The 13,052-nt window shown below is 37.1% G+C and carries 12 protein-coding genes and 1 tRNA gene; 9 read left to right on the forward strand and 4 right to left on the reverse strand.

Annotation, left to right across the window (positions count from 1 at the left end):
* Positions 1 to 518: 518 nt before the first annotated feature.
* The 4 genes from ACSV5T_RS06085 to ACSV5T_RS06100 all read right to left on the reverse strand — a co-directional run bounded on the left by ACSV5T_RS06085 (position 519) and on the right by ACSV5T_RS06100 (position 2,426).
* Entirely contained in the window at positions 519 to 1,373 is an 855-nt protein-coding gene (locus ACSV5T_RS06085; RefSeq protein ID WP_370816198.1) for an IS3 family transposase, read from the reverse strand.
* The gene (locus ACSV5T_RS06090) at positions 1,337 to 1,906 is read right to left on the reverse strand and encodes a transposase (protein WP_370815795.1); all 570 of its coding nucleotides are present in this window, start codon (positions 1,904 to 1,906) and stop codon (positions 1,337 to 1,339) included. The genes ACSV5T_RS06085 and ACSV5T_RS06090 overlap by 37 nt, the downstream gene beginning before the upstream one ends.
* 131 nt (positions 1,907 to 2,037) lie before the next feature.
* Complete coding sequence (locus tag ACSV5T_RS06095) at positions 2,038 to 2,247, reverse strand: TOBE domain-containing protein (protein WP_295826099.1); 210 nt, start codon at positions 2,245 to 2,247, stop codon at positions 2,038 to 2,040.
* 105 nt (positions 2,248 to 2,352) lie between these two features.
* Positions 2,353 to 2,426 (reverse strand) — tRNA-Gly (locus ACSV5T_RS06100).
* A gap of 135 nt (positions 2,427 to 2,561) precedes the next feature.
* On the opposite strand from ACSV5T_RS06100, the gene ACSV5T_RS06105 reads away from it, so the two are divergent.
* The 9 genes from ACSV5T_RS06105 (at position 2,562) to ACSV5T_RS06145 (ending at position 13,052) form a co-directional block, all read left to right on the forward strand.
* Entirely contained in the window at positions 2,562 to 3,887 is a 1,326-nt protein-coding gene (locus ACSV5T_RS06105) for a PepSY-associated TM helix domain-containing protein (protein ID WP_295826097.1), read from the forward strand.
* 192 nt (positions 3,888 to 4,079) lie between these two features.
* Entirely contained in the window at positions 4,080 to 5,234 is a 1,155-nt protein-coding gene (gene nhaA / locus ACSV5T_RS06110) for a Na+/H+ antiporter NhaA (protein ID WP_005387138.1), read from the forward strand.
* 28 nt (positions 5,235 to 5,262) lie between these two features.
* Complete coding sequence (nhaA, locus tag ACSV5T_RS06115; RefSeq protein ID WP_005387137.1) at positions 5,263 to 6,435, forward strand: Na+/H+ antiporter NhaA; 1,173 nt, start codon at positions 5,263 to 5,265, stop codon at positions 6,433 to 6,435.
* Between the two features lie 255 nt (positions 6,436 to 6,690).
* Positions 6,691 to 7,299 carry a peptidoglycan-binding protein gene (locus ACSV5T_RS06120; RefSeq protein WP_438320521.1) on the forward strand — a complete coding sequence of 203 codons (609 nt, stop codon included), beginning with the start codon at positions 6,691 to 6,693 and terminating at the stop codon, positions 7,297 to 7,299.
* A gap of 224 nt (positions 7,300 to 7,523) precedes the next feature.
* Positions 7,524 to 8,342, forward strand: coding sequence for a pur operon repressor (gene purR / locus ACSV5T_RS06125; RefSeq protein WP_370815799.1), 819 nt, complete (start codon positions 7,524 to 7,526; stop codon positions 8,340 to 8,342).
* A gap of 127 nt (positions 8,343 to 8,469) precedes the next feature.
* A complete protein-coding gene (gene glmU, locus ACSV5T_RS06130; protein ID WP_370815800.1) occupies positions 8,470 to 9,843 on the forward strand; it encodes a bifunctional UDP-N-acetylglucosamine diphosphorylase/glucosamine-1-phosphate N-acetyltransferase GlmU in 1,374 nt (457 codons plus the stop codon).
* 126 nt (positions 9,844 to 9,969) lie between these two features.
* Positions 9,970 to 10,923, forward strand: coding sequence for a ribose-phosphate diphosphokinase (locus tag ACSV5T_RS06135; protein ID WP_005387130.1), 954 nt, complete (start codon positions 9,970 to 9,972; stop codon positions 10,921 to 10,923).
* A 10-nt stretch (positions 10,924 to 10,933) separates the two neighbouring features.
* Positions 10,934 to 11,512: an aminoacyl-tRNA hydrolase gene (gene pth, locus ACSV5T_RS06140; protein WP_295220212.1), complete on the forward strand. Its 579-nt coding sequence runs from the start codon at positions 10,934 to 10,936 to the stop codon at positions 11,510 to 11,512.
* Positions 11,513 to 11,570: 58 nt separating this feature from the next.
* On the forward strand, positions 11,571 to 13,052 hold the full coding sequence (locus ACSV5T_RS06145) for an aminotransferase class I/II-fold pyridoxal phosphate-dependent enzyme (protein WP_438320522.1): 1,482 nt from the start codon (positions 11,571 to 11,573) through the stop codon (positions 13,050 to 13,052).

The following is a 13,052-nucleotide window of genomic DNA, read 5'->3' on the forward strand; positions in this document are numbered from 1 at the left end:
CGAACACAGTAGTTAAGCTCATAAACGCCGAAAGTACTTGGCTGGAGACGGCCTGGGAGGATAGGAAGCCGCTGATTGAAGCATAAAATAGAGGGTCAACCCTAAAGGGTTGGCCCTCTATTTTTGTGCTCTAACGAGCACATTCCAATTTCTTCTAGAGCCGTTTCCAGCCAAGGTTGTACAAGTATTATCTATGTGTTTTATCCTATAGGAGGCCTGGGAAGCCTAGGGCAATAGGGCGTAAAGGAGCGCAGCGACGCATACGTCCATTGCATCAGGTTCGACGAAGCCCTTAAGGTATATTCTTTATTTTAGAGCATAGTCTTAACTACTGCCATGGGCGAGTGTGATAGGAAGCCGCGACTAGTGGTAGATATAAACTACCTCTAACCGATACCGCGGTGCGTAGCACCAATGGTATCGCACCGTAAAGCAGTTGAGTTACTCTAAATTATGTAATTAAAACAAGCCCCATGATCACATGATATGTACCCATTTTCCTGGACACATATTATTTACTAGCCTAAACACATGGATGCTTCCCTGTATTTTACAGGAGGCATCCCTTTTGTTTTTTTCTGGATCCTTTTGTTGTTGTAATAGTTAATGTATTCTTCTATTGCTACTGCAAAAGCATTAAATGATGAATATTCTGTTTCAAAACCATAATATATTTCTGTTTTCAATCTACCAAAAAAGGTTTCTATCACAGAGTTATCATAACAATTTCCTTTTCTAGACATAGACTGAATAATGCCATGTTCTTTAAGTGCTTGCCTAAAATAGTTATGTTGGTATTGCCATCCTTGATCAGAGTGGAAGATTAATCCCGAAAGATTAGTAAACTTCTTAAAGGCTTTCTCTAATATACGAGAAATCTGTTCTAAGTTAGGCCTTAATGCTAAGTCATACGCAACAATCTCATTCGTATTCATATCTAAAATAGGCGATAAATAGCATTTGCCCCACGAGAAATTAAATTGAGACACATCAGTAGTCCATTTTTGTAATGGTGCAGTTGTACTAAAATCTCTATTGACAATATTTTCTGCTACTTTACCGACTTTCCCTTTGTAAGAGTGATACTTTTCCTTCGGCCGCTTTCCTGCGAGTCCCATATTATGCATAAGCCTTTGCACTCGTTTATGATTGACTACAAAACCTCGATTAAGAAGCTCTTGGTATACACGCCGCACACCATACCGACCTTTATGTTCTGTAAAAATCTTTTGAATTTCATCTTTTAGCTTTGTATTTCTTTTATCTACAAGATCTACTTTAGTAAGTTCAAAATAATAAGTAGATTTGGACATTGGCATAGCTTTCAAAAGATGCTTTAATTGATATCCTTGCTTTCGGAGCGTTTTAATAATCGCTGCTTTTTCGCCTTGAGACGCGCAGCTTCCTTTTCTTCTCTCAAGGCAATCTCTTTTTTTATGACTTCATTTTCAGCTTTAATATAAGCAATTTCAGCTCGTAAGCGAATGAGTTCCTCATATTCACTCTCTTTGAGTTTTCGAGGTGAGATAGTCTTAGTTACTTTCATTTTGCAATCCTTTGGTGGTCGTCCTTTAGATTTATTGATAAGACCATTGTATCCCAAAGTTTTGTATTTATGAACCCATTGATACAGCTGCCCAGAATTAATACCAGCTACAATAGCTACTGTTCTCAATCCTTGTCCAGAGAGGACTTGGCATACCAAACTATATTTCTCTTCTGGAGACCAATACTTATTAGCCCCTCGACTTTTATTAATGGCCGAGCCATGAAGCTGTTCTAATTTAACCCAGTCTCTTATTAGTCTATGAAATGTATCTGTCCTCACACCGTTAGGTGTCTTGGGCCATTCACCTTGATAGAATAATTCAATTGCTTTTCTTTTAAATTCATAACTATATCTCATGAAAATACCCCCTTTACTGGTTGTCCAGTAAAGGGGGTACATATCAACAAAATCATAGGGCTTATTTATAACAACTTATTAGGGATTTTATTTATATACAAAAAAGAGCCGCCTAAGCAGCTCTAGGTTTATTATTCTACACCAACCATTACGTTAGTAGCCTTGATAACAGCATATACTTCTTTGCCTACTGTTAAGCCCAATTCTTTAACAGATTGAACTGTAATGTCAGCAGTAATGATATTATCGTTACCTACATTAATTTTCACAATTGCATTTACGGCACCTTCTTGAATTTCTACGATAGTACCTTTTAATTGGTTTCTTGCGCTTAATTTCATATTTGGCTCCTTATAAGAATTATATAATACATTCAAATTTATATTTATTATATCATTATATATAAAAAAGGCCATGATGTATATCACATCATGGTTTTTTATGCATGGAGCGGGCGAAGGGAATCGAACCCTCCTCTCAAGCTTGGGAAGCTCGCATTCTACCGATGAACTACGCCCGCAGGATGTACATATTGTATCATATATGTATCTATACATTCAAGTAAAGTTAGTCGTCATGAATATACCTATAGTGGTAGTTGTATTGTATTGTTATAACAATAGAGGTATAAAGTAATAGAAAAGGAGGCATATGTATGTCAAAGATTTATAAAATCCATAAATGGTTATCTATAATATCTGTAGTGTTTTTCTTAATGTTTTGTATTACTGGGCTTATCCTTATGTTTAGGACTGAGTTAAATGCATGGGCTCAAGGAGGAACACACAATACTTCATCATCTATGGCTATGAGTCAACAAGAAATGTCAATTTTTAATTATGCTGATGAAGGAGCTTCATTAGTTAAGCAAACCTATCCATCTAAGGATATTTTAAATATTTCTCCTGCTATGGGGGCTGGACATATTTTACGTTATCGTATTATTGATTCAGCTGCTACCATAGCTCCTCCAGCACGTATGGGAATGGGTGGTGACTATGCATTATATAATCCTAATACGAAAGCTCTCATTACTACGCATCATGAAACATCTGCTCATCCTTGGGTGCGCAGTATATTACATACTCTTCATCAACTACATACGCGATTAGATCTCGGAAAAACTGGGATTTATATTGTAACAATTTTATCTTTTTTATGTGCTTTATCGATTATTTCTGGTATTTTCTTATATGGTCCATTTCGTAAAAGTTTTGCAAAATCTGCAGTATTGTCAAATCATATGAAATTAAGTTCATTGCATCGAGAGTTTGCAATGGTTGCTACTGTATGGGGATTTATCTTATGTATTACAGGTGTATGGATAGGTGGATTTTTTATTGCCAATGACAGCTATAATGCAGATGTACTACATACTGCAAAGCAAGAGCTTTCATCGGATCAATCCGAAATTTTACAACCATCCGAAGCTATTTCTCGCATTATGAAAGCTTATCCAGATCGTCAGCTTATATCTATTGATTATCCATCCAAATTTAATGACCATCACTATGCATTTTATTTAGGTGCTGAAAATGATGATGATCCTGCTATGTTTTTGGGACAGCCTGTCTATGCTAATTTACATGCTGATTCTGCTAAGGATATGTATTCTACAAAAACAATACCATGGTATTTTACTGGTATGACTACAATGATTAATCTCCATATTCATAATCATAATACAATGGTGCTTAAAATATTATGGGCCATCTGGGATATAGTTCTTATTATAGGTATTATAACAGGCATTATGATGACTATTATAAAGAAATTTGTTAAATCTCGTGCTATGGAATCTAGAGCACCCGTTGAGATACAACATGTTTGGCGTAAACCTATCCTTTATAGTATTTTAGTTCTCCTAGGTTTTATTGTGCCTCTTTGGTCTAATCCAATCACAAATAGTATAGCTGCCATTTGTTTAAGCATTCCACTTATTGGATTCTTAATTTCTCTGATCAGAGGGAATAATTATTAATCAGTATTTTATTAGCTTGCTCCATAAGTATAAGTATGTCGCAAATGTTTGATTACTCTAGACTTAATCCGCATGGTTCATCATTAGTTTATTGATTATTTTCGAAGTGAAATGATATAATAAATTTAAATAAATAGTTTTTATGTATAAAATTCTGTATTTATATTTATAATTGAGAAAGTGGTAGTTACTATGAATTATATAAAAGCATTTATTCAGTCTGAATCATCTGGCGGTATTATGCTCTTACTTGCCGCTATTCTTGGTGTTATTACAGCAAATTCTCCTCTAGCAGAACAGTATTTCGCCTTAATGCATGTGTATTGGGGACCTATGGATATACTGGAATGGGTTAATGATGGGTTAATGGCACTCTTTTTCCTATATGTAGGGCTAGAGATTAAATCAGAAATGATTTCTGGCGAATTGAATACAAATTCAAAAAGAGTATTACCACTCTTAGCTGCTTTTGCAGGTGTTGTTACACCTGCTTTAGTATATTTCTTAATTGCTGGTTCTGTCCCTGAGTATACCCATGGATGGGGGATTCCAACAGCTACAGATATTGCATTTGCCATAGGTGTTATTATGATGCTTGGTAAACGTGTATCTCAAGCTATGAAAGCTTTTCTTTCTGCCTTAGCTGTTATTGATGATTTAATTGCTATTATCGTTATAGCTATCTTCTACGGTGCCGGCGTAGATTTCCCGTATTTGATTGGTGCCGCTATCGTAACAGGCGCATTGTGGTATACTAATAAACAGGGGTATGTGAGACCTGTATTATATGGTGTATTGGGTGCAGTTCTTTGGTATTTTGTATTAAAGTCTGGCGTTCATGCAACTATTGCTGGGGTTGTCTTAGCTATGACAATTCCTGCAACAGGTAAACTTGATGGTGAAACAGTATATCCTATGCATAAATGGGCAGATAAACTGAAGCATTGGGTTAATTTTTTAATTATTCCTTTATTTAGTTTCTTAAATGCAGGGGTATCCTTTGCTGATGTTTCTGTAGATCATTTATTCCATCCTGTTGTACTAGGCGTTTCATTAGGCCTTATTTTAGGTAAACAGTTTGGTATTTTCTCTGCAGTTTTCGTTTTAGTTAAATCTAAGATTATCAAGATGCCTACTAATACAACATGGCCAGAGGTTTATGGTACTGCCATCGTTTGTGGTATTGGTTTTACTATGAGCTTATTTGTAGCTACATTGGCATTTCCACCTGGTGTCAATCAAGAAATGGCTAAAATTGGTATCTTTATAGGTTCTATTATTTCTGGTTTATTAGGTGCTATAGTTTTAATTTTGGCATATAAAATAAGAACTTTTAAGCATAAATAATGAACGTATTATATTAGGAAGGAATCATATGGAACGGATATTTGTATTTTTACGTTCTCCTGGTTCGGCGACTGCTGTTCTACTAGGAGCTACACTTATTGCATTAATCGTAGCAAACTCTCCATTGGCGACACAGTATATGTCACTTGTTAATTTGAAACTAGGTCCACTAACAACTATGGAGTGGGTAAATGATGCATTAATGGCGATTTTCTTCCTCTTTGTTGGGTTAGAAGTAAAGCGTGAATTGGTAAGTGGCGAGCTTAATACGAATGCAAAGCGTATTATGCCAGGTATTGCTGCATTATTTGGTGTGTTAGTACCTGCTATTATTTATTATCTTATTGCAGGCTCTAGTGAAGTGTATGTTCATGGTTGGGCTATTCCAACAGCGACAGACATTGCTTTTGCTATAGGTGTTATAACTGCATTGGGATCTAGAGTTCCTAACTCTATGAAGGTCTTTTTGACCGCCTTAGCTGTTATTGATGATTTGATTGCTATTATCGTTATTGCTATATTCTATGCATCAAATCTGAATCTTTTCTATTTATTTGGTGCCGTTGTTGTAACGGGTTTATTGATTTACTGTAATCGGTCTGGTTATGTTAGATCTTTATCCTATATCATTCTTGGTTTGATTCTATGGTATTGTATACTTCGCTCTGGATTACATGCTACTATGGCCGGTGTAATCTTGGCGATGACAATTCCAGAACGCGGTAAGATTGGTCGTAAATATGTTAGACCAATGCAACATTGGGAACATTATTTATCTAACTGGGTAAGCTTTGTGATTGTTCCTATTTTTGCTTTCTTTAATGCCGGTGTAAGTCTTGCTGGATTCGGTGTAGCAGATTTAACACATCCTGTTGTTTTAGGTGTTGCACTAGGCCTTATTTTAGGTAAACAAATCGGTATCTTTGGTGCTATGTTTGGGATGATCAAGTTAGGTATTGTACCTATGCCAGCAGAAGCTAACTGGAAATTTATTTATGGTACCTCCATTGTATGTGGTATTGGTTTTACTATGAGTATATTTGTTTCTGTTTTAGCTTTTGATCCAGGTCATGCTCAAGAGATGGCTAAGGGTGGCGTATTAATAGGTTCCATCATTTCTGCCGTTATTGGCTATATTTACTTACGCATTATTGGTGCTAAGCGTAAGGAATGCCATATAGGTGTATATCATAACTGCTAAAATTAAATAGTTATTATAAAAGTCTCCATTATTGACTGTCTATAAAATCAAAACATAAAAACTTTACTTGATTAGGCAGACTTTAATGGAGATTTTTCATTGCTATACTATATTTCTATGATATATATGTAGTACTAGATTTGAGATATAGTTAAAAACGTGCATTATATATGCATTTTTTGTATTGCTATCTCAATATGGTTTATAGATTATTTAAAACTGTATAGTATACTACTGATGTAAGGTGAGGTGTATATGGTTAAGAAAATAATTATCGCATGTACGCTTGTTTGTATGACTACAATGGTATCTTCCGTATCATTGGCAAAAACGATTGATCGGGGACAACGGGGGCACCATGTAAGTAAGGTGCAAACCATGTTAAAGCATCAAGGGTTTTTGCATGATTCTGTAGATGGCATTTATGGTCATAACACAGAACAGGCCGTACGAAAATTTCAAAAGTCAAAGGGACTCGCTGTCGATGGGCGAGTTGGTCCTGCAACAATGAATGCTTTAGAAAAGTTGGAGACTCGATATGGTGGTCATGGTACAGCATTAAGTCATGATGGTGTGCCGAATAAATACTCTCGAGTATTAACTATGCAGGCTAGTGCTTATTCTGCTCAAGATCCTGGAAATGGAAATTATACGGCTACAGGTAGTCGCTTGAAGAAGGGAATTGTATCTGTAGATCCAAAATTAATTCCATTAGGTACGAGATTATACATTGAAGGATATGGTTATGCTGTAGCCGACGATGTTGGTGGTGCTATTAAAGGTCATAGAATTGATTTAGCCTATGATTCACGTTCTGAAGCATTGCAGTTTGGTCGTCAAACTGTGAAGGTTTACGTTTTATAATAAAAACTCTCTAGTACATATAATAGTGTAATAGACTATAAGGTCTAAACTTACAGTATTACATGAGGACTAGAGAGTTTTTATTTTGCCGAATTATAGTGTTTCTATAACCTCGAATATTCGGAAATTATGGTATAATAAACATAGATATATTTGAAATAACTCATGACATTTGTTACATGAGTGTAATCAATAGTTATATGATGAATGGTAAAGGAAATTCTATGGATAAAGTACGGCGCGTGGAACGCATGGTGGCAATGACAAAATTGTTAGTTGATTCACCGCAAAAATTGATTCCTTTAAATTATTTCTGTGATTTCTTTGGCATGGCTAAATCTACAGTTAGTGAAGATTTAACCTGTGTTAGACAGTCTATGGAACACTTTCAACTGGGCACATTAGAAACAGTGGCTGGTGTGGCAGGCGGGGTACGTTTTATTCCTCATCGGAAGGGTACTCAAGCAAATGATATTCTACGAGATGTGCAAGCTCGTTTAATGGAACCAGATCGTATTATCCCTGGTGGGTTTATTTATATGTCTGATATCTTGTATGACTGGCATGTAATGACACGTCTTGGGGAAATCATAATGACTCGCTTTATGGACCGCAATCCAGATTATATTTTGACGGTTGAAACGAAGGGGATTCCTTTAGCTGTTATGGTGGCTAGAGCGTTTAATAAACCCCTCGTTATTGCTCGTCGTGATAGTAAAGTAACAGAAGGGTCTGCTATTAGTATTAACTATGTAACTGGCTCCTCTGGTCGTATTCAAACTATGACGCTTACTAAACGTGCTATTCCACCGAATGCTAGGGTCTTAATTATCGATGATTTTATGAAAGCAGGTGGCACTGCAAAAGGTCTTAAAGAACTTGTTTTAGAAATGAGTGGTGTCGTTGTGGGGACCGGTGTTCTTGTAGCAACGGCAGAGCCAAATCCAAAATTAATCGATGATTATGAATCACTATTTACGTTCTATGGTATTGATGAAAATACAAAGAAAATCAACATAGAACCAGTATTTGATGAAGAATAAATAATTAATATTAGATACATTATAGTTAGATATAATGACTTTATATCGCATATTGGACAATGGGCTAATATGATGTAAGTACTATTAAAAAGTCAGATATATGAGAGATAACAGATAGGAGATTACTATGAATATTGCAAGCCTTATTTTAGCTGCTGGTAAGGGCACGCGCATGAAGTCTAAATTGCCAAAGGTATTGCACAAGGTTGGCGGTAAGGCGATGGTAGAGCGCGTTCTTGAAACGGTTCAGTCAATCGGTACAAATCGCGATGTGGTTATCGTAGGCTTTGGCGGTGATGCGGTACAAAATTACTTGGGGGACCGTGCTGAATTTGTTCGTCAAGAAGAGCAAAATGGTACAGGTCATGCTGTAAAAATGGCTCAACCAGTGCTTGGCGATTATGACGGAACTATCTTATTACTTTGTGGCGATACACCACTTGTTACAAAAGAAAGTTTAGAAGCACTATTAGAAGAACATAAAAATTCAGGTGCAGCAGCGACAATTTTAACTGCTCATATGCCAGATCCAACAGGTTATGGCCGTATTATCCGCAATGAAGAAGGTTCTGTAGTTCGCATTGTAGAGCAAAAAGATGGTAAACCGGAGGAATTAGCTGTTCAAGAAGTTAATACAGGCATGTATGCTTTTGATAGTAAAAAATTATGGCCTTGCTTAGATCAATTATCTGATGATAATGCACAAGGTGAATTGTATATCACTGATGTAGTTGGTATTCTTGTAAATGGTGGCGACAAGGTAAGCGCGTATATGACAAAGGACTTTGAAGAGTCTCTAGGCGTAAATTCTCGCTTGCAATTAGCGGAAGCTGAATCTATTTTGAAGCATCGTAAAAATGTTGAATTAATGACAGCTGGTGTTACTATTATTGATCCTGCCAATACTTATGTAGCTCCAGAGGTAACAGTAGGGGCCGATACAATCTTGCACCCTGGTACAATCCTCGAAGGTGATACTGTAATTGGTGAGCGCTGTGAAATTGGTCCACATACTCGTTTAACAAATGTGAAAGTTGGTAATGATACGATTATCCACTTCACTTATGGTCATGACTGTGAAGTAAAAGATGGTGTAGATGTTGGTCCATATGTTCATTTACGTCCAAATACTGTACTAGGCAACAAGGTTCATGTAGGTAACTTCGTAGAGGTGAAAAATTCTAATGTTGGAGAAGGAACTAAGTTCCCACATCTATCTTATATCGGCGATAGTGATGTAGGATCTGGTGTTAATATTGGTTGTGGTACGATTACTGTAAACTACGATGGTAAAGTTAAACATCGTACGACCATTGGCGATGGTGCTTTTGTAGGCTGTAATAGTAACTTAGTAGCTCCTGTAACAGTAGGTAATTATAGCTATGTAGGTGCAGGCTCTACCATTACTAAAAATGTACCAGATAAGGCGTTAGCAGTGGGCCGTAGCAAGCAAATTGTGAAAGAAAATTGGGTAACTGACGATACTTTCAAAAAGAAATAAAAAAATATTATAATTTTTTAACACAATTTGGGCAAAATAGTATACAATAAAAAGGCAATAGTGTGTATCTGTAATGGATGATTATGGATAAGTAACCAATATAGGAACAAATGAAAGGGTAACAAAATGGCATTTGAAGACGGCAAAAAACTTAAAATTTTCACAGGTAATGCGAATCCTGCATTGGCAAAGGAAATTTGTGATTATTTAGGTTTGCCTTTAGGTGAAGCATTTGTAGGTCGCTTTAATAATGGCGAAGTACAAATTATGATTGATGAAAGCGTACGTGGCAAAGATGTATTTATCATTCAACCAACTAGCTATCCTGTAAACGATAATTTAATGGAATTAATGGTTATGGCTGATGCGTTAAAACGTGCTTCTGCTCGTCATATTACGGCTGTAGTTCCTTACTACGGTTATGCTCGCCAAGACCGCAAAACTCGTGGCCGTGAACCTATCACAGCAAAATTAGTAGCAAACTTGATGCAAACTTCTGGTATTACACGTCTTGTAACAATTGACTTGCATGCAGGTCAAATTCAAGGCTTCTTCGATGTGCCAGTAGATCATTTATATGGTGCATCCATTTTAGCTAAATATATTAATGAAAAAAATCTTGAAGATGTTATTGTAGTATCTCCAGATCTTGGCGGTGTTACAAGAGCTCGTGATTTGGCTGACCGCATTGGTGCGCCAATTGCAATCATCGAGAAAAAACGCCCTGAACCAGGCGTAGCTAAAGTTATGAACCTCATCGGTGATGTAAAAGGCAAAAACTGTATCATCGTTGATGATATTGTAGATACAGCAGGTTCTCTTGTAGAAGGTGCTAAAGCATTAGAAGAATTTGGTGCTAAATCTGTTATGGCTGCTGTTACCCATGCTGTATTAACAGATCCAGCAAGTGAACGCATTGCAAACTCCAACATTAAAGAGCTTATCGTAACAAACACAATGCCATTACCAGAAAATTGCAAATTAGACAATGTAACGCAACTATCTGTAGCTCCATTATTGGGTGAAGCAATTATGCGTATCTTTCATGAAGTTTCAGTAAGTAATTTATTTGATAAATAATAGGTGATTCTTGAAGTTAGTAGTAGGCCTTGGTAACCCAGGCAAGCAATATGAAGCGACAAAACATAATATTGGATTTATGGTCATCGATGCCATTGCGGATAGCGTTTCTCATACTCCTTGGAGAGAGGAACAAAAGGCAGAGGTGTGCAGTATTAATGTAGCTGGTGAAAAGGTATTGCTTGTAAAGCCTCAAACATTTATGAATGCAAGTGGCGAATCTGTAGGCCCACTAATGCGATACTACAAGATTGATCCATCTGATGTGTATTGTATTTATGATGATATGGATTTACCGGTAGGCAAATTACGTATTCGACCAAATGGTAGTTCTGGTGGGCATAATGGGATTAAATCTTTAATTTCCCATATAGGAACAGAAAATTTTCCCCGTTTTCGCGTAGGTATTGGTCGTCCATTACCACAATGGACTGTCATTGACCACGTGTTAGCACCATTTAGTGAAGAATCACAAGAGAAGGTACAAAAAGGTATCAAGGATACTGTGAAAGCAGTCTTAGGTACTTTAGAGGTGGGCATCGATAAAGGGATGAATCAATTCAATCCTAAGCGTCGTCCGCAACGATAAATAACATGCATAAGGGCATGAGTCTCATTGAGATTCATGCCTTTTTTACGAGGTAAATATGAGTAATCAAGAAAGAATGCCTTTTGTAGAGGCCTTAGAATCATATAAAAAACAACATTTTGTGCCTTTTCATACACCAGGCCATAAGATTGGTGTAGAAGCACCTCAACTACTAAAAGACTGGATGGGACCGGCATTACCATATGACCTAGGTGTTATGTATGCCTTAGATGATTTACATGAACCTGAAGGTGAATTAAAAGAGGCTCAAGACTTAACAGCCCAGTTATATGGAGCTGATTATTGTTGGTTCTCCATTAATGGTACTACTGCTTTGATTGAAGCGATGATTATGGGCACTGTAGGTCCTGATGAAACGATTATCATTCCTCGAGAAGCACATCGTTCCGTTATTAGTGGCCTTGTGTTATCTGGTGCTAAACCGGTCTATATGGATTGCCAATTCGATGAGCGTTGGGGCATTCCCTTAGGTGTATCGTTGAACGATGCTGTTAAAACCATGGATGCAAATCCAGAAGCAAAGGCGATTCTCTTAGTGTATCCAAACTATTATGGTGTAGGTGTCGATATTGTAAATATCGTAAAAGAAGCACATAAACGAGGCATGATTGTTCTTGTTGATGAAGCGCACGGTCCTCATTTACCATTTTCAAAAAATTTACCTATCGAGGCCATTGCAGCAGGTGCAGACTTAGTGGCACAGAGTACGCATAAATCGGTAGGCTCATTAACACAAACATCTTGGTTATTAGGGCAAGGTGAAAGAATTAATAAACGCCGCATTACACAAATGCATCAAATGTTACAAAGTACGAGCCCAAATTATATCTTTTTGGCATCCTTAGATATGGCGCGCCATCAATTGGCTACAGTAGGTGAAGACCTCGTTAGTCGAACCGTGGAATTGAGCTTATATTTACGTAGTGAATTACATAAGATTTCCGGTATTACTACTATGGAATACAGAGACATAGAAGATCGAGTGGTAAACTATGACTGTACCAAGGTACTCATCGATGCTAAAGAACTAGGTCTTACAGGTGTTGCATTTGAACGGATGTTACGAGAACATCGTATTGAGGTGGAGTTAGTACAAGCTCATCATGTACTAGTACTCATTACCATTGGCGATACAAAAGAGTCAATAACGGCTCTTATTCAAGCTGTACGGTCTATCAGCGATACGGTGTTAAGTACATCTCATGAATCAAATGATACGAAGGATGAGAATTTGCAAAACCTTAGCAAAGATTCAGCTTTATTGCCTGAGCCTATTGTAAGAGTAACGCCTCGTAATGCTATGTATGCCAATCGGGAGCAAGTACGGTTACAAGACGCACTTCATCGTATAGCAGGAGAGACAATTGCTTATTATCCTCCAGGGATTCCTTGTGTAGCAGTAGGTGAAGTGATTAGTGAGTCTGTGTTACAATATATAGAGAATCGTAAGGCTCTAGGTTATGTACCGAATGGGGCTGATGATATGACATTGGAAACAATTTGGGTGTTACAGGAGTAA

It is taken from the genome of Veillonella sp. ZSJB6, assembly GCF_051549505.1.
In the GTDB taxonomy this organism is placed as follows: domain Bacteria; phylum Bacillota; class Negativicutes; order Veillonellales; family Veillonellaceae; genus Veillonella.